We start from the raw sequence: 18,913 nt of genomic DNA on the forward strand, positions 1-18,913 counted from the left end.
AGCATAAGGGGAAAACAACCATCACCAAGAGGGGACGGAAAAAGCTGCGAGCCCTGTTATTCAGGGTTTGTATGATTCTGGTCGCCAAAAATTCAGCATTTAAGGCATTACATGCCTACTATACTCAACGTCCAGATAATCCATTAAAGAAGATGCAGTCCCTTATTGCTTTATGTAATAAACTGATCCGTATTTTCTTTAGCATGGGTAAAAAGCAATTTGAATTTAATGAAGAAAAGATGTTAAAGGATATTCCTCATATGCGAGTATCAAAGAAGGTGGAACTAGCAGCTTGATTCAGTTTTAGATTAGATAAAATAGTAGAGGCGAGTTTTCTTGGTTATGTATATTTGGGTATCATTTGAAGCACGGATTAGTCGGCAAAGCAACTAAATTACGGGCAAGGACCCTGTGGGGCAGCATGGCTGACATCCACCTCAAGGAAAGGTTGGACGAAGGAATTTGAGAGCGAAGACTCTGGGAGGCATGGGAGGGTTGACCTCCTTGAGAAATGTGGACATCCACCAGTGTGATCATAATTTAACTCATTCACCAATTTTGTAAGTTGTTGGTTAGTGGGCTATAATTCTTTTTTTAAAAGGTCTAATTTTATCCATTCAAGTGATTTTCACCCAACATTAAGTAGTTACCGGCAGGTAAACTACTATGAAAATCTAAGAAAAACGGAGATATCGAGAGGTTTTGCTTTCTTTATTGAGGGAGTTTAGTTGAATAGTTAAAAGAGGACAAGATGATACCTGAAGGCGTCAAAATCAGTCAAATACGGTATATTAACATATAGTTGAACTTTGAACTAGATCATCGTTTCATTAAGAAGCGTGTGCGTTAATGTTAGGATTCAAGTCGTATGGAACACCCACTTCTATATTGAGTGGTATTAAAGCGATGCATACGATGAAAAAAGGACAACTTCACCAGCATGTGAAATCTGTCAAAAAAGATGTAAAATTCATACATAAGATGTTTGAAATTGCTTCATAATCAGTTTTTGCACCAGAATCCTTAATCGGATAGACGCTGTAGTGATGAAAATAAGCTTGGTTTAGAGATAATTAATCAGAAAAAATCTATCATAAGGGAGTACCTGTATGGTTAAATTGTTAATTGCTGATCGCGATCAAAATGAACGAACAGGGATTGGCTGGCTAGTTTCTTCGTTTTCGATTCCATTTGATCACATTCTATTAGCAGGCTCAGTATCTGAGGTATTTCATCTAATAGAGACCGAAGTACCAGATGTTGTTTGCATTGAACTCGATATGATTCCAAAGGATACGTGGGACAGCTTTAAGGAGCTGACAAAACGGTACATACAAAAAGTCATCGTCATGACGGCTGAAGCCACATTTGAACGTGCGCTTCAAGGCATCGAGCTTCATGCCTATGACCTATGGGTAAAACCTCAGTCGCCTGACCATATCAAACGAGTATTAACCCAGTGCTGCAAGGCCGTTTCAAAAACTGAGGAGAAACAAGAGCCATCGGCTCAAATTGAGGTTCCTTCCGTATCTTACAGTTCTCTATTCGTGCATCAAGAAACGTTAGGCGCCAATTTCCGATTAATGCTGATGCAGTTGGAAAATTCGAAGAAACAACCTATACTGCTATCTTTTTTACAAGAATATCCATTTAAAAATCGACCGGTTGTATTGCCGCTAAGCGACATGATCGTTTCTGTTTTTTCATTCGATAACCAGCAGCCGCAGCCACTCAAACAATTAAAGCACATAGGCAATCGGATTCTAACCGAATGGGAAGAGCAGTTTTCGGAGCCCATGTCACTAGTTTTATATGATACTAATGACCCGTTGCTTTCGTTAAATGAAAAATATCTTCATGCGAAGCAAGCGCTAGAAATTCGTTTTTTCAAAGGATATCGGCAGCTTTCGGTCATTGAGGATAAGGTGAACTGGGTTATGATCGATCCGTTTTTAACCCCGTCTGAACAGCGCGAATGGATTGACATGCTGAACGAAGGTGACAGGGACAAAATTAAGCAGTGGATGTATAAAGAATTTTTGAATAAGGCAGATCCCTATCCCGAGCCAGGTTTATTGCGAACCCGGTTAACAAGCTTATTAGCCCAAGTCCGACGCTTCATGAAGTCATTTTATCTTGACGAAGGGATGCTTGAGAGACGTTATCATCAAGTATTTGAATCCATCCTATACAATCCGATTCTATATCGGATCGTCCAGGAGTTATTGCTGTTCTTATATGAAGTTCTTGATCGGGCAAATAACAATCAAGAAAACGCTCGTACAAATGTGATTGAGCAGGCCATCCGGTACATTGAGGAGAATTTTACTAACCCTACGCTAAGGCTTGAGGACGTTGCGAACCAAGTAAACAGAAGCCCAGCGTATTTTAGCTCGCTCTTAACAAAAAAACAAGGAAGCTCGTTCCGACAGCTATTAACAAAGACACGGATAAACGAAGCGCAGCGTCTATTGATAGATACAAAACTCTCGATTCAAGATGTAGCAGATAAAACAGGATTTATAAATGCAAATTACTTTAGCAAAATTTTCAAGGAAAAAACCGGTACAACCCCTCGTTCATTTAGAAATCGTAAAAAAGTATAGAAATCTAAAATAATTATAGTTTTCAAATGTAAGCGTTTTACATTACACTTTAAATTCGAAAAAAATTAGAAAAATTCAAAAAATAGACGTCTGTTTTCAATCGCTTTCCTTCTCTAAACTAGAGAAGTAGGAAGTGTCCCAAAAATCAAATATTGAAAAGGGGAAAGACGCTTATGACCGAACAAAAATTTAAGATGGATGACGCTCCACTTAACAAGTTCCATATGAAAATTACAGCGCTTACTTTTGGCTCTAATTTCTCTGATGGGTATGCTCTTGGGATTATTGGAGTGGCTCTTACTCTCCTTAGCCCCCAAATGGAACTCAATTCGATGTGGGTAGGACTAATTGGAAGTTCTGCTTTGGTCGGGCTCTTTTTCGGTAGTCTAGTACTTGGAGGGTTATCTGACCGCATAGGCAGACAGAAAATATACCTGCTTAACTTCTTATTGGTCACTATAGCTTCGTTGCTGCAACTATTTGTGGATGGGCCCGTAGAGTTGTTAATTTTGCGTTTACTGATAGGTTTTGCTCTCGGAGGCGATTATGCAGTCGGATCGACTTTACTTGCCGAGTTCGCGCCTAGAAAGTATAGGGGATTCTTACTGGCTTCTCTAAATGTGCTCTGGACGGTAGGTTACGTCTCTGCAACCATTGTCGGATATTATTTAGGTCAAGCTGGTCCGGAATCATGGCGTTGGATGCTTGCTAGTGCTGCAATCCCTGCATTCATTGTGCTGATACTGCGAATAGGAACACCTGAATCCCCACAATGGCTCATCAGCATGGGACGTATTGATGAAGCACGCCATATCGTAAAGAAGTATATCGGGCCTAATGCGGAAATCGACGAAACTGTTATTGAGACTCAAAATAAAAATGGCTTTCGTGCTCTTTTTAACAAAAAATTCCGGAAGCGAACAGCTTTTGGAAGTCTATTTTATGTCTGTATTGTCATTCCGTACTTTGCCATCTACACATTCCTACCGTCTATCTTAAATAGTATGGGTTTAGCAGAAAACTTCACTGTAGACTTGTGGTTAAACATATTCCTAATCTTGGGTTCGATTGCTGGTCTTTGGCTTATGGAGAAATTTTCTCGCAGAGGTTTCACGATTAGTACGTTTGCAATCCTGACAGTCTGCTTGCTTATGCTTAGCATTTTTCACGAACCTAAACTTTTAGTAATCCCGATTTTTCTGGCTTTTACTTTTATATTATCAGCAAATTCAAACCTTACGCTAACATATCCGGCCGAACTTTTCCCAACCGAAATTCGCGCATCTGGGGTTGGTTTTGTGACAGCGTTCAGCCGAATTGGTTCTGCTATCGGGACATTCCTCCTGCCCCTTAGTATGAACACTATAGGGTTGGATGCCTCGATGATTGGAATGACGGCTATTCTGTTAATTGGTACTATCATTTCGATTGCCTGGGCACCGGAGACAAAGTCACTCTCTTTAAGCGAGGCAAGTAATCCTTTTAATGAAGCAAGTAATTCAAACTTAAACCCCTTGAACCATAAGAAGATTAATTGACATGAAAAAAGGAATACCTCTCCAATTCTCGAAAGAGAGGTCTCGTTGCGAAATTTTACTAATCCAAAGGCTTAAACATTATAAAAGCTAATGTTTTGTCAAGCTGCACAATATAGGAGATGAGCTTATTATGAAAACACAAGAAAAAGTAATGATAACTGAAGATGATTTTAGTATCGGGGATTTGATTTCAGTAGCAAGGCATCATGCACCTTTGGAGCTGTCTATGAGTGTAAAGAAAAGGATTAGCCAAGGAAGGGATATAGTCGAGCGTTTTGTCGAGGAAGAGCGAGTCATATACGGAATTACGACCGGAGTAGGAGAGAATTCAAAAATAAAAATTTCAGCCTCTGATTCGAGAGAATTGCAAAAAAATATAATTATGAGTCATGCTTGCGGTATGGGGGATCCGTTGGAGAAGGAAATAGTAAGGGCAATTATGGTGATGATGATCAAAAATTTATCCCTTGGTTATTCTGGAATAAGACTTGAAACGGTAGAGAGATTAGCAGAGATGGTGAATAAAGATGTCATACCATTCGTCCCTCGAGAAGGTTCCTTAGGATACTTAAATCATCAAGCACAAATCAGTTTGGTACTTTTGGGGATGGGTGAGGCCTATTATCAGGGCGTACTAACAGATGGCGAGACAGCTTTGAAGAAGGCAGGAATCACCCCAATCGAACTGCACGAAAAGGAAGGGCTTTCTTTGATTAATGGCACGGTAGATATGACTGCAATTGGCGCTCTGGCCGTTTATGATGCCATTAATGTTCTTAAGGCTGCAGACATTGTTTCGATAATCAGTTTTGAGGCGCTGAAAGGAACATACTATGCCTTTGATCCCAAAATTAGTAAAGTAAAACGTCATCCTGGACAAAAAAAGACAACTGATAATATTCATAAGCTGATAAAAAACAGTGAGATCACGGAAAAATTTAAAGATTACCGCACACAAGATGCTCTTAGTATTAGGTCCATTCCACAAGTGCATGGAGCTTGTAAAGACGCTGTTGATTACGTTCGGACGATTGTGGAGAGAGAAATGAATTCAGCCTCAGATAATCCGTTGGTGTTTGATGATCCAGAGGGTGCAAGAGCGATATCCTCTTCCAATTGTCATGGAGAAGCGATAGCCTTAGCCATGGACTTTCTGGCAATCTCTCTATCTGAATTGGCCAATATTTCTGAACGAAGGATTTTTAGACTCGTGTCGCCTCAGTATAGCGAGCTGCCCCCGTATTTGATCGAGCAAAGTGGGCTTAACTCTGGCTATATGATTCCGCAATATGTCGCGGCGTCATTGGTTTCTAACAATAAGGTTTATTCACATCCGTCGTCTGTGGATTCCATTCCGACAACAGGGGGACAGGAAGATCATGTAAGCATGGGGACATCTGCAGCTTTAAAGGCACTGAAAGTAATCGCCAATACTGAAAAAGTGATTGGGATCGAATGGATGTGCAGCTGCCAGGGGATCGAATTCCTTCAGCCGTTACAGCCTGGAACAGGAACGACTGCAGCCTGCGATTTGTTTAGAAAATATGTGCCTCGCCTTGAGCAGGACAGAATTTTATACAAAGACATGCGTACAGCTGCGGAACTGGTTCATACGGCAGAAATTGTAAAGCATGTAGAAGCAAAAATCGGTCCTTTGCAATTTTAAAGATATGATTCATAGCTAAAGTTGCAGTTTGAATCAATAAAAGAATATGAAGGACAGATATTCGTTTGGAAATAAAAAAATTTAACAATATATGATGACCACGAGACTCGTAAAGTAAAAAAAATATGGCCACTCGGTTTAGCTTGATCAAACGGCAATCCTAGAAAGAGAAACAGTAAAAATAAATAAGGAATTCAATTTAGAAAATAAAACATACTAGATTAAAAGGGTAGAGTTTTCACCATTAGAAACAAGAATTGTTGTTACTGGATCTGACACGAAACTCCTAACAAATGAGAGTGGGATGAAATACAAAGTATTAAGCAAACTGGAACATAAACTCCTTAATGCAAGGAAACATGATAAAGAGCATGGTTATAGTGTTGAGTATGAAAAATCTGGTGTATTTTTAAAATCAGCTGGTGAAAAAGTTGAACCCATTTTTAGTAAGGCTGAAGGAGCAGGTGAAGATGACGAATATGTAATGATTTTTGCTCTGGTTAAAGACCGTCAAGACTGCTTGCTTGAAGTTGGTAATGATATAAAGATTAATTTAACAAAGTAAGTTATATTTACTTAATACTTATATATATATATTAATCTTTAGTAATAGGGCGCGATTCTTTAATAAGAATCGCTTTTCGAACTAACGGGGCTTTACTTCAATTAGAAAGGTTGCTGAGGCAGCCTTTTTCTTATGGCACTAACGGGGCAGGATAGTTGAATAAGGAAATACAAAATGAAATATAATGAATGATTAATTAATGTTGAAAATTGTAAATTAAGATTCTGAAGAAAAATTCTTTCTTATAAAATGTAGTAATGAATATAGCCGTATATTGTTATTTGTATTGAAATAATTAAAGGATTTTTTATACAACGGAAGTTAGGGAGACAATTAGCGCCAGGCGAACAATATTTTTTGAGGAGAATTTAGATTGAAAAAATACAGTATAGCAATTCTTTATCTAGCAGGAAGAGACTATTTTTAGCAATTGGTTATATCTTTCTGATTGTTGGCATTATTCATTTCTTAATTAACAGCTTTAAAAGGAAATAGCTAGTTAACTTTCTGATATTACAAGCACATAATTAATCGAAAAGGGTGCATTACTTCTATTTGGGGCTGGAAACAGCTCCTTTTCTTATAGAACTAAAGGGGAAGGTTCGTTCAACAAGATTAGTGTATTCGTATTGTGCGATAATGGTCTGGAGATGACTCAGCAGTCTTTTTCACATGAAAACTGACTGTTTTATATGCCCATTTATATGGTTTAGTGCCATACTAAGTACAAAAGGGGAACTTTTAACAAATGGTTGGAGTTAAGGAATTGTTTTACAATTCTTATAGTTTTGATTAATATTCAAGTATACAATAAAACACTTGAATAGATAGATGGTGATTTTACATGTTTGATGATCGATATTTAAAAGATTTATTGTATCAAGAGTTCGCAAGAATAGGTAAAAGTCTTTCTAGTCCAAAACGGTTGGAAATTCTTGATATTTTATCTCATGGTCCAAAGTCGGTGGAGGCATTATCTAAAGCTACTAATATGTCTGTGGCGAATGTAGCTCAACATTTACAAACACTTGCTAATTCTAGATTGGTTAAGTTTCAGAAGAAAGGGAACTACGTCATTTACGAACTAGCAGATGCAGCCATATCGGATTTTTTAACTTCCTTGCATACATTAGGAGAAAAATAGTTTGTACAGGTTCAACAAATTAAGCAAGAGTTCTTAAATGTCAATCCTGGCACGGATGGGGTTTCACTTTCAGAACTTAAAGATCGGATGGATAAAGGTGAAGCTATTTTGTTGGATGTAAGACCTTTGGAGGAGTATGAAGAAGCTCATATTCCTGGTGCAGTTTCTATGCCAAATGAAGAGTTAAGCGAGAAACTCTCAACTTTACCAACCAATTGTGATGTGATTGCTTATTGCCGTGGTTGTTACTGTTTAATGTCAGTGGAAGCTGTTGAACTTTTAAGATCCAAATGTTTTAATGCATTTCGTCTAGAGGAAGGTGTACATGATTGGAAATTACAGAATGATAAATGAGGTATTAACAAATGTCTAATAAAGCATATCAATTGAACCAGAGTTATGTAGATTCTCAAGAAAAACAAAAAATGTTATACAAACGCACATTAATTATTATAAGTATTTCACAAATTTTTGGTGGTGCTGGGTTAGCAGCTGGAATTACGGTGGGGGCACTTCTTGCACAACAAATGCTTGGCACTGATGCATTTGCTGGACTTCCTTCGGGTTTATTTACTCTAGGGTCTGCAGGGGCTGCTTTAATCGTAGGGAGACTTTCTCAACGTTACGGTCGTCGTACAGGTCTAACAGCAGGTTTTATGATAGGTGGACTTGGAGCAATAGGAGTCATAACTGCAGCTATAATAAATAGTATTTTCCTTTTATTTGCTTCCCTGCTTATTTATGGTGCAGGAACAGCGACAAATTTACAAGCTCGTTACGCTGGTACGGACTTAGCGAGCAATAAACAACGAGCTACTGCTATTAGTATTACAATGGTGTTTACAACATTTGGTGCAGTTGCAGGTCCGAATTTAGTGAATGTAATGGGGGATTTTGCTACATCTATTGGCATTCCATCACTTGCTGGTCCTTTCATTTTATCAGCAGCAGCATTTATCCTGGCAGGTCTTGTACTTTTCGTCATGCTTCGCCCAGACCCATTAGTTATCGCAAGAACGATAGAAGCTTCCAACCAAGATAGTGATCGAATAGAACATTCGGCTGATACTGAACAAAGAGCAAACAAAAGAGGTATTATTGTTGGTGCGACAATTATGGTTCTTACTCAAATCGTAATGGTGGCTATTATGACAATGACACCAGTTCATATGAGACATCATGGACATAACTTGGGTGAAATAGGTCTTGTTATTGGTTTTCATATAGGGGCAATGTATCTCCCTTCACTGGTTACAGGTGTCCTTGTTGATAAGTTTGGTCGTACTGCTATGGCTATTGCCTCTGGAGCTACGTTGCTTCTGGCAGGTTTAATATCAGCGATTGCACCAGGTGATTCTATGATTCTCCTAGTAATTGCTCTTTCTTTACTTGGATTAGGATGGAATTTTGGTTTAATAAGTGGGACTGCTCTTATTGTTGATTCAACTGAAACTTCAACTCGGGCTAAAACTCAAGGTACAGTGGATGTTTTAATTGCATTATCAGGAGCTTCTGGTGGAGCCTTATCTGGAATGATTGTGGCGGGTTCAAGTTATACAACATTATCATTTATTGGAGGGTTATTATCTATATTATTGATTCCAGTGGTTATCTGGTCTCGAGGAAGTAAAAAATAAAAAAAACCAATTTCACTACGAAATCAGTTTTTTTTCTTGAAACTAACAGGTGCGCTAGCTTAAAATCGGAGCTGTCTTTATGGCAGCTTTTTGTGCGACAGGCAGTCGTATGGGGGTGCTGACACAGTCAGTGTCCCTCATTTAATTTATTCGACAGAGACGTCATTTCGATGAAACGACTGGCAAAAGAATGAAGCAATTGAATCCCAGATGGTGAAATTCCATTCCCAAGGTTAAGCTGCTTTCTTTTGTTTTTGGTCTAAGCGATAACTTAGGAAAGTGAGAAGACTTGCACAGATAGCAATTAGCCCACCGACCAATGACACACTCATCAAATTTCCCTGATGGTAAACAATTCCGCCTAATGCGGAACCAAAGGCGATACCGACATTGCTTGCTACCGGCATCAGTGAAGCAGCTAGTCCTGTAGCTTTTGGTTGATAAATACCGGCAAGGTCTATCAAATAAAGCTGGGTAGATGTTGTTAAAAGGATGGCCATTAATGACATCAAGCCAATGTTAAACAATCCAAAGATAAAATTATTTGTCGTCCAATATAAACTGATCAGAACAATTGCTTGCACGAGGAAAACAAACCGGAGGCGCCCGATAGCATTGTAGCTGGCAATTTTACCAGCGAGTATGTTGCTGAAAATGGAAATGAATCCATAGCAAAACAAAATCAAACTGATTGAACTACTTGGTGCTTCCATTACTTTCAGGATCGGAACAAGATACGTATAAACGGCATACGTAGCCCCAAATCCAAGAGATGGAATGAAAAAAGCCATTAAGATTCGTGGGTGTGTTAACAAAGAAAATTGCTCGCGCATCGAACTGCGAAATGGGCTGTGCATAGTAGGCAAAATGAAGAAAGATGCCAAAAATGCAATTCCACCGAGAAAAGTCGTTAACAGGAAGGTTGCATTCCAGTCGTACATTTCGGCGATGACCGTGCCTATTGGTACTCCAATCACGTTTGCAAGAGTAAAACCACCGAAAACGAATGATATAGCAAGTCCACGTTTTGCGATCGGCATGGCTTCACTTGCAACAATCATGGCAAGAGAAATTAAAACTCCTGTTACAATCGCAGTCATCATCCGAAGTGCAAGGAGCATGATGTAGCTTGTCGAAATCACGCACAAAGCATTCAGGATGATGAACGAACCTATCAAAAACAACATCCATTTACGCTTTGGAAAATGGCTTGTTGCCGACATTACGAGTGGTGTGGCAATGGCAAACGTAATCGCAAACGCAGAAACGAGTGTGCCTGCTTTTGCATTTGTAATATGGAGACTCGAGGAAATATCGGTTAAGATCCCGATGATAACAAATTCGCTTGTCCCGAGAACAAATGTTAATAAAGTAAGTGTTAAGATGAGTAACCAATGTCGCTTGGATAATTTTGTAGCGTGCATAAATACCTCTTTTCTTAGATGAATGTAAATGTGTCACAGGGTAGATAAACAATCTAATTATCATACCATAAAACATTTTCACGAGGAAAACCCTTGCTTAGTTATCGTTGATTACTTCTATAAAAATTAAATAACGTTATGAGATAAATTACGGAGAGCCGTACCAAAAGTAAATGAGGTTTTGGATATTTTAGGGATTCAGTTTATAAGTACGCATATGTACAGTATAATACAGGGGGAATTGGGGTTTTTAGGAAGGTTAGGTTTTTGAAAGAACGGAAAGCCTTTATCTTAAGTGGTGTATCTGAACGGTCATTGTGTGGAGAATTAAGAAGCATTTTACAATAGAAATAAGTAAAAAAACTAGTTTTCTGCCTATCATGTTAAAGATATTCAGGCTTCTTGGGAGCACCTTTTTCTATCTGAGGGAGTTCAACAAGGATATCGATGCTTAGACGTATAATAAGAAGGAAGAGTTATTTTTGGATTTTAAAACGAATGGAGTTAAAAAAGCATCGGAATTATGTGATGCCTTTTCGAAGAGATTCTTTCATTATTAGTTTGCGTGATAAGTAAAAAAAATTGGATATGTAAATTTATATTACTTAATACCCTAATCAATGGAGTTGATGATCATCACCTTCGAGTGTCACAAGCAAGAAATTGCCTTAAAAATTTCGTAAATATTAGTACTCATTGGGTAAAATATCGCGTAAGTAAATTTTAACTTGGAGAGAATACAATGAAAAAAGGTTATTTAGTTTTCTTTATACCGCTATTAGTAATTTTGTTAGGTATTTATTGGTATAACTCCACTGGATCTATTTCTGGGAAATCGGATAACGATATGTGGAAAGTGAGTTATAAAGAAAATAGAGATCCAAGTGAACCAACTGGCTGGGATGCCTCGATTAAACAACTTAATGATGACAAAGTTGTTGTCAAAGAAATCGCGCTATTAGAGAATGATAAAACTCTAACAACTCTTACAAGTTTTAAAGAAGGAAGAGCGGAAGATGGAACAGAAACTAAATTACATCCTTTTTATTATGAGTCATTTTATTTAGGGGATGCACCAAAAAAAGAAAATACCTATAAAGCTTCTGTTACTTGGGAAAAAGATAAAAAAGTACACACAGATAGATTTGTTATAGAATAATAGCTTAAGAAGAGAGCAAGAAGAATTTGAGCTTGCTCTATTTCTTATTAATATAATTGGTAGAGTTTCATCTTCTTTATTAACCGTGTTCCTAAATCGCTTCCCTTATTTCGCTAACAGGTGCATTACAACAGGGGGGGCAGCGCCAGTCTTTTTCTAATTGAACTATCAGCTAATTCAATGAATCGAAAATTAAGTTCATTTGAAAACCTTATCTAAACAATGGCTACAAGGCAATTGACGATGCGTTAGGGAATGCGAATTAGTAAATGTAAGTCATCACAACAAGATAACTAAAGGAGCGATTTTTATTTTCTTTATTGATCAAGCCATAACATGAGAACCACTTAATAAGGTTTCCCGATGGATACTTAATGTTCAAAGGTAGCGGTCTTTGGAAGTAATGCCTCATGCTCCATTCTCAAAAGTCTAATTTGTTACAACCTAGGAAGGACTTTTCTCGCGCCTAGGAAAAGCCAGGTACTAAGAACGAAAGGCATTGTCAGGGCTGGGAGTCCATAGGGTAAAAGCCAGGTAGCAACACTTGCCGATAAGGGTACTGTCACACAAGCTGCGATAATCCCTGATATAGGCGCAAATCGATTATGGTTCTCTTTAAAAACTATAGATACGGCAATGCTGGTTAAAATCGCATTGTAGCCATAAAGACCCATGATAATTAACGAGTGTTCCCCTCCAAGTACGAATGATATGAGTAATGCAAAAGCATTACCTAAAATGGAAAAAAGGCCATATTTCCATCCGGCCCAAAATACGCCAATAAATAACAGAATGCCAGCTAAGGTACTATCTAGAAAAAAAATTTGCCCTATCCCATTAAAACTCCCTTCCAGCCAATTAACCTTTCCAGAGATGTTTAAGGTCCAGTGTGATAGGTCTTGAGGAACTAGTCCCGGACTTAACTGGAAAGCCTTTAACTTGTAAGATACAAGCAACATAAACCAGGTCAGAATGATAAAAGGGAATGTAAGGATGGGAATCCCTGTGTTTCTCATGAAATGCATCATTGCTGCGGAAAGGATTGCGGCTAAAGCAGCTCCAACTAAAGCGATAAACCACTGAGACGGTCCAGTTAAAAACAATGTTAGTGCAATGCCTGTTAACACGGAGTTATATCCGTATAAACCTGAATTCACACTGTTTTCATTAGCACCTCCCAGTTTTCCGATTAGCGTTCCTATGATAGCGGAAGATAGAGTAATAATCCCTAAATGATAAGAGTAAATCGTGATCGCCATTAGAATTATGAAACCAGTAACAGCATTCTCAATCAATATGACTTGAGAGATTCCTTTCAGTGATGACTTCATTAAAGAAAGAAACATTCCATCGGTCAATGAAGTACGTTTGTCTTTTTGCATAATACTAACCCCTCAATTAAGATATTAAAAAAATAGGTTCAGATACAATCATTTCATTTTCTACAGTTTTAAAAAATATCCTCTGACACATAACTTGTTAATCATGCATCAAGAGTTTAAGTTCAGCAGAAGTGCAATGTAATAACCTAAACGAAAAATGTAAGATAATCATTTTTTCGAGTTTACTTTTTTTATTGGGGATTTTTGCAAGTCCTTTTGTTCCTGAAAGAGTTCTCCCTCCTTTGAATATAATCCTTTAGTATTTCTTGAATTCCTCCTTACAAAGTCCATTCACTTAACTATTAAATACATAAAATCATATATAATTTGATATATATGTATATTATGATATATTAATATTTCAGGGGAATCAATCCTTCATTTTATTGTAAAACCTGAATTTTTTTGTCAATAAAATAAAAAATAAGGTTAATTCCAACATCGTTATGGGGGTTAATGGTATTTCTCATCATTTGATTTCAGATAATTCAGGTAACGCGATTGATGAATATTTGATTCTCCATTAGTAAAAAAGCAGGCCATATAAACAGGGATTTTCCGTTTATCTCAGATAACAGGGTGTAATGTCTACGTTATATCTTTGAGGAGCCAGGCGAGATTTGGAGGGGGATAAACAGTTCATACGTCCCAATTGGTTCAACTAATCCCCCAATGGGTTTGGGAGAAAGGTCTCGGGAATTGATGGAATCTTCGCTATACTTAGTCATTTTAAAAATGGGGAGGCTTTAAGATGCAATTATTACCGCGTGAAATAGATAAGCTCATGATTGTAGTGGCAGCTGATCTTGCTAAGCGACGAAAAGAAAGAGGATTAAAATTAAATCATCCAGAAGCCGTAGCACTTATCACTTATGAAGTGTTAGAAGGGGCAAGGGATGGAAGAACAGTTGCACAATTGATGGAATATGGTGCAATGATTTTATCGCGCGAAGATGTTATGGAGGGTATTCCAGAGATGATCCACGATATTCAAGTAGAAGCTACTTTTCCTGATGGAACGAAACTAGTAACGGTTCATAATCCAATCAGATAAGAATCGACAAGGAGGCATGCTAAATGATACCAGGGCAACTATTTTTAAAGGAAGAAGAAATTATTTGTAATGCCGGGAAAATAGTCACAAAGCTGTCTGTAATTAATACAGGAGATCGGCCTGTTCAAGTTGGCTCTCATTTCCACTTCTATGAAATCAATGAAGCTCTTCAATTCAATCGCGAAGAAGCGTTTGGGAAACGGTTAAACGTTCCTGCGGGTGCTGCCGTTCGTTTTGAGCCTGGAGATGAAAAAGAAATAGAATTGATTGATTTTGGTGGAGAACGTCGTGTGTATGGATTTAATAATAAAACAGATGGATCCGTGGAAAGAGGGGGAAATCAATGAGTTACAAAATGTCAAGAAAGCAATATGCCGGGATGTATGGTCCAACGACAGGAGATTCCATTCGTTTAGCGGATACAGATTTAGTGATCCAAATTGAGAAAGATTATACTACATATGGTGAAGAAGTCGTTTTTGGCGGCGGAAAAGTAATCCGTGACGGGATGGGGCAACATCCTCTTGCAACTCGCGAAGATGGAGTTCCGGATGTAGTCATTACAAATGCTGTTATTCTAGACTATACCGGAATTTATAAAGCGGATATTGCAATCCGTGACGGAAAAATTGCTGGAATCGGAAAAGCCGGAAATCCTTTAGTAATGGATAATGTGGATATTGTAATTGGGGCTTCTACAGAAATTATTGCTGGGGAAGGGATGATCGTCACAGCTGGTGGAATCGACTCCCATGTACATTTTATTAATCCTGCACAGGTTGAGACTGCATTAGCTTCCGGTCTTACAACTTTAATTGGAGGAGGCACGGGTCCTGCTGCAGGATCAAAAGCCACAACTGTTACGCCAGGTGAATGGAATATTCATAGAATGCTGCAAGCAGCGGAAGGATTTCCAATTAACGTAGGCTTCACTGGAAAAGGACAAGCTGCGAACGATGAGGCGTTAGCTGAGCAAGTCCGTGCAGGCGCAATTGGATTAAAAGTGCATGAAGACTGGGGAGCTACAGCCTCTGCTATCGACCACGCTCTCCGAGTAGCGGACCAATATGACGTACAAGTTGCCCTTCATGCAGACACGTTGAATGAAGGCGGATTTTTGGAAAACACGCTAGCGGCGATTAAAGACCGAGTTATTCATATGTACCATACGGAAGGGGCAGGGGGCGGACATGCTCCTGATTTAATTAAATCAGCGAGCTTTATGAATGTTCTTCCATCATCTACAAACCCGACATTGCCATATACAATTAATACGATTGACGAGCATTTGGATATGTTAATGGTGTGTCACCATTTAAACCCATCTATTCCTGAAGATCTTGCCTTTGCTGATTCAAGGATTAGACGCGAAACGATTGCGGCTGAAGATATTCTTCAAGACATGGGTGTATTCAGTATGGTTAGCTCAGATGCACAAGCAATGGGACGAATTGGCGAGGTTATTTTACGTACATGGCAAACAGCAGATAAAATGAAAAAACAGCGAGGAGCGTTGGAAGGTGACAGCGAGCTTTCTGATAATAATCGCGCAAAGCGTTATGTAGCTAAATATACGATTAACCCTGCTATCACTCATGGTATTTCTGAATATGTCGGTTCGATTGAAGTGGGAAAAATGGCGGACCTTGTCATTTGGTCACCGGCATTTTTCGGCGTGAAGCCTGAAATGATTCTTAAAAATGGCTTTATCGTAGAAAGCTTAATGGGTGATGCCAATGCGTCCATTCCGACACCACAGCCAGTTATTTATCGGCCAATGTATGGATCTTATGGAAAAGCCTTGTCTAAGAGCTCAATTACCTTTGTTTCTCAAGTCGCTTTTGATGATAAAGTGCATGAAAAATTAGGCTTGGAAAAAACGGTTCTTCCAGTTCATGGTATTCGAAACTTAACGAAAAAGGATATGAAGCTTAATTCCGAAACGCCTGAGATTACGGTTGATCCACAAACGTATGAGGTAAAAGTAAACGGGGAACTCATTACTTGTGAACCTGTGGATATAGTACCGATGGGACAACGCTATTTCTTATTTTAAGTCTTATTTTGAGGTGAAAATATTGATCATTGAAAAAATTGTTACAAATATCGACGCAATGGACAGAGAAGAAATTGCGAAACGCCATATGGAAAAGGTGTACCTGGAAAGTGCTAATTTAGTGAAACGGATTCAAAGAGTGACCACCGACCACGGCCACGAAATTGGCATTCGCTTAAAAGAACTGCGTGACCTTAAGGCGGGCGATGTTTTATATATGGATGATAAAAATATGATTGTCGTAGATGTCCTTTCCGATGATCTATTAGTCATTAGCCCGCGAAGTTTAAATGAAATGGGAACGATTGCCCACCAATTGGGGAATCGTCACCTTCCAGCTCAATTTGAAGAGAATAATATGCTCGTTCAGTATGATTATCTTGTTGAAGAATTGCTTCAAGAGCTTCAAATTCCTTTTACACGTGAAGATCGGAAAGTAAAACAGGCTTTTCGCCATATTGGACATAGCCATGAATCCTAATATTCTTTCTTTATTCCAACTATGTGATTCGAATTTTCCAACTGGTGCTTTTAGTCATTCATATGGTCTAGAGACGTATATTCAAGAAGATCAAGTGTATGATCAAGCATCGTTTTCCAAGTGGCTTCACGTATATTTAAATGAACAGCTTGTCTATTCAGATGGGCTGGCAACCCGTCTTGTCTATGATGCCTTGGAAAATGAGGATGTACAAACGGTGTGGAAGGTCGATCGAATGCTGACGGTTCAAAATTTGCCGCGTGAAACGAGAGAAGGCACCAAAAGAATGGGAGAACGCATGGTAAACCTTGTGGGATCTTTATATGAGTTTCCTGTTCACTCGCAATATCAAAAACGGATTAAGGAGAAGCACTCCTTTGGACATCCAGCTATTGCTTTTACGATGATAGGGCACCATCTTGGTGTTCCGAAATCAACTACCACCCTCTATTATTTGTATTCTACTATTTCAAGTCTTGTTCAAAATGCCGTTCGTGCGATTCCGTTAGGACAAACCGCGGGACAGAAGACGATTCATGAGTTTCAAAGTGCTTTAATAGAGGCGACAGAAAAAATTCAAACTTTGGATAAAGAGGATTTTGGAATCATTTCACCAGGTTTAGAGTTATCTCAAATGAAACATGAGCGTGTGAACATTCGTATTTTCATGTCTTAATATAGAAGGAGTGTTTTTATATGGAACCGATTAAAATTGGAGTAGGCGGACCTGTTGGAGCCGGAAAAACGATGTTGGTTGAAAGGCTAACCCGTCATTTAGAAGGTGAAATCAGCATGGCCGTTGTGACGAATGATATTTATACAAAAGAAGATGCCAAATTTTTAATGCAAAATGGAGTCCTACCGGCAGACCGTATTATTGGGGTTGAAACAGGCGGATGTCCACATACAGCTATTCGTGAAGACGCCTCCATGAATTTTGCGGCTATAGATGAATTAAAAGAGAAGCATCCGGACGTAGAGCTCATTTTTGTGGAAAGTGGAGGCGATAATCTTGCGGCGACATTCAGCCCAGAACTTGTGGATTTCTCCATCTATATTATTGATGTAGCTCAAGGCGAAAAAATTCCGCGTAAAGGTGGCCAAGGGATGATTAAATCAGATTTATTCATCATTAATAAAACGGATTTAGCTCCTTTCGTTGGCGCAAGCCTCGAAGTGATGGAGTCTGATACGAAGGTTTTTCGCGGAAATAAACCGTTTGTTTTCACCAATTTAAAAGATAACACGGGGCTTGATCAGGTCATTAACTGGCTTATGAAGAATGCATTATTAAAAGGATTGGAATAATGGAAGACTGGACTGGAGTTTTGTGTCTAGATGTCGAAGATAGGAATGGAAAGACTGTAGCGAAAAATGTATATTTTCAGGGCGCATTGAAAGTGATGCGTCCGGTTTATCATGACGACTCTGGACAGGCTTGTTATTATATATTGAACCCCGGTGGAGGCTATTTAGACGGAGATCGCTATAAAATACAAATTACGCTCGAGAAGCAAGCGAGACTAACCTTAACGACACAATCCGCAACAAAGGTTTATAAGACACCTAACACTCATGCCTACCAGGAAACAGAGATCATTCTACAGTCTGGATGTTATCTCGAATATATTCCGGATCCGCTTATTATGTATCAGGACGCGCGCTATAAACAAAAAAATGTCATTCGGATGGAGAAAGGGGCGACTTTCCTTTATTCCGACATTTTAACCCCAGGGTGGTCTCCGGATGGAGATCGTTTCAGTTATAATCGGCTTCAATTCATCAATGAAATTTATATGGACGATGAGCTTGTGGCCTATGATCATATTCAATTGAATCCTGCTGCCCAAAATATAGAGAAGATTGGATTCATGGAAGGGTTTTCGCATTTAGGTTCCATGATTGTGGTTGGCGAACAAACAAGCCCTGACCTCCTTGATCGGCTATATCAGGCTATTAATGGGAATACAGATCGATATAAAGTTGGACTATCTTTATTATCTGTACCAGGATTTACGGTTCGTGTATTAGCTAACTCGACACAAGAAATAGAGAAAATCTTTACTGAGTGTCACCGAATTATTAGTCAAGAGTGGTTTAATGCAAAACCGTGTTTTCTAAGAAAGTATTAATACTTAGAACCCGGCAATCAAAAGGTTGCCGGGCTTTTATCCGGGTTAATCAGGCTGTAAAAAACCGCC

15 protein-coding genes and 3 pseudogenes are annotated in these 18,913 nt (G+C 38.8%); 16 read left to right on the forward strand and 2 right to left on the reverse strand.

Annotated elements, in window-relative coordinates; translation table 11 throughout:
* The 8 genes and pseudogenes from SB775_RS11375 to SB775_RS11410 form a co-directional block, all read left to right on the forward strand.
* Positions 1-296 (forward strand): annotated as a pseudogene (locus tag SB775_RS11375) (IS110 family transposase); the annotation flags it as partial.
* 440 nt (positions 297-736) lie between these two features.
* A pseudogene (locus tag SB775_RS11380) lies at positions 737-1,002 on the forward strand (IS6 family transposase); the annotation flags it as partial.
* A 107-nt stretch (positions 1,003-1,109) separates the two neighbouring features.
* Positions 1,110-2,606 carry a helix-turn-helix domain-containing protein gene (locus SB775_RS11385; protein ID WP_410861659.1) on the forward strand — a complete coding sequence of 499 codons (1,497 nt, stop codon included), beginning with the start codon at positions 1,110-1,112 and terminating at the stop codon, positions 2,604-2,606.
* Positions 2,607-2,779: 173 nt separating this feature from the next.
* Complete coding sequence (locus SB775_RS11390) at positions 2,780-4,144, forward strand: MFS transporter (protein WP_252434178.1); 1,365 nt, start codon at positions 2,780-2,782, stop codon at positions 4,142-4,144.
* Between the two features lie 130 nt (positions 4,145-4,274).
* Entirely contained in the window at positions 4,275-5,810 is a 1,536-nt protein-coding gene (gene hutH / locus SB775_RS11395) for a histidine ammonia-lyase (protein WP_410861660.1), read from the forward strand.
* Between the two features lie 304 nt (positions 5,811-6,114).
* A complete protein-coding gene (locus SB775_RS11400; protein WP_061461634.1) occupies positions 6,115-6,375 on the forward strand; it encodes a hypothetical protein in 261 nt (86 codons plus the stop codon).
* An 844-nt stretch (positions 6,376-7,219) separates the two neighbouring features.
* Positions 7,220-7,873, forward strand: a pseudogene (locus SB775_RS11405) (ArsR/SmtB family transcription factor).
* A gap of 11 nt (positions 7,874-7,884) precedes the next feature.
* Entirely contained in the window at positions 7,885-9,156 is a 1,272-nt protein-coding gene (locus SB775_RS11410; RefSeq protein ID WP_410861661.1) for an MFS transporter, read from the forward strand.
* A gap of 233 nt (positions 9,157-9,389) precedes the next feature.
* Here the strand turns inward: SB775_RS11410 and SB775_RS11415 are convergent, their stop codons facing one another.
* Positions 9,390-10,580, reverse strand: a complete 1,191-nt coding sequence (locus SB775_RS11415) for an MFS transporter (protein ID WP_410861662.1) — start codon at positions 10,578-10,580, stop codon at positions 9,390-9,392.
* A gap of 742 nt (positions 10,581-11,322) precedes the next feature.
* On the opposite strand from SB775_RS11415, the gene SB775_RS11420 reads away from it, so the two are divergent.
* Complete coding sequence (locus SB775_RS11420; protein ID WP_410861663.1) at positions 11,323-11,739, forward strand: hypothetical protein; 417 nt, start codon at positions 11,323-11,325, stop codon at positions 11,737-11,739.
* A gap of 437 nt (positions 11,740-12,176) precedes the next feature.
* Here the strand turns inward: SB775_RS11420 and SB775_RS11425 are convergent, their stop codons facing one another.
* Positions 12,177-13,121 (reverse strand): urea transporter, encoded by a 945-nt coding sequence (locus tag SB775_RS11425; RefSeq protein ID WP_410861664.1) that lies wholly within the window; start codon positions 13,119-13,121, stop codon positions 12,177-12,179.
* 751 nt (positions 13,122-13,872) lie between these two features.
* On the opposite strand from SB775_RS11425, the gene SB775_RS11430 reads away from it, so the two are divergent.
* The 7 genes from SB775_RS11430 to SB775_RS11460 are packed head-to-tail and all read left to right on the forward strand — an operon-like array spanning position 13,873 to position 18,844.
* Positions 13,873-14,175: an urease subunit gamma gene (locus tag SB775_RS11430; RefSeq protein ID WP_061465959.1), complete on the forward strand. Its 303-nt coding sequence runs from the start codon at positions 13,873-13,875 to the stop codon at positions 14,173-14,175.
* A gap of 23 nt (positions 14,176-14,198) precedes the next feature.
* Entirely contained in the window at positions 14,199-14,522 is a 324-nt protein-coding gene (locus SB775_RS11435; protein ID WP_125161899.1) for an urease subunit beta, read from the forward strand.
* Positions 14,519-16,231 carry an urease subunit alpha gene (ureC, locus tag SB775_RS11440; protein ID WP_410861665.1) on the forward strand — a complete coding sequence of 571 codons (1,713 nt, stop codon included), beginning with the start codon at positions 14,519-14,521 and terminating at the stop codon, positions 16,229-16,231. Before SB775_RS11435 ends, ureC begins: the two co-directional genes overlap by 4 nt.
* Positions 16,232-16,253: 22 nt before the next feature.
* Positions 16,254-16,712 (forward strand): urease accessory protein UreE, encoded by a 459-nt coding sequence (gene ureE, locus SB775_RS11445; protein ID WP_089362804.1) that lies wholly within the window; start codon positions 16,254-16,256, stop codon positions 16,710-16,712.
* On the forward strand, positions 16,702-17,388 hold the full coding sequence (locus tag SB775_RS11450; protein ID WP_144529933.1) for an urease accessory protein UreF: 687 nt from the start codon (positions 16,702-16,704) through the stop codon (positions 17,386-17,388). Before ureE ends, SB775_RS11450 begins: the two co-directional genes overlap by 11 nt.
* 20 nt (positions 17,389-17,408) lie before the next feature.
* Positions 17,409-18,020: an urease accessory protein UreG gene (gene ureG / locus SB775_RS11455; RefSeq protein WP_061461647.1), complete on the forward strand. Its 612-nt coding sequence runs from the start codon at positions 17,409-17,411 to the stop codon at positions 18,018-18,020.
* Positions 18,020-18,844 (forward strand): urease accessory protein UreD, encoded by an 825-nt coding sequence (locus SB775_RS11460; RefSeq protein ID WP_410861666.1) that lies wholly within the window; start codon positions 18,020-18,022, stop codon positions 18,842-18,844. Before ureG ends, SB775_RS11460 begins: the two co-directional genes overlap by 1 nt.
* The last annotated feature ends 69 nt before the right edge of the window (positions 18,845-18,913 follow it).

Source organism: Peribacillus sp. SIMBA_075 (assembly GCF_046534585.1).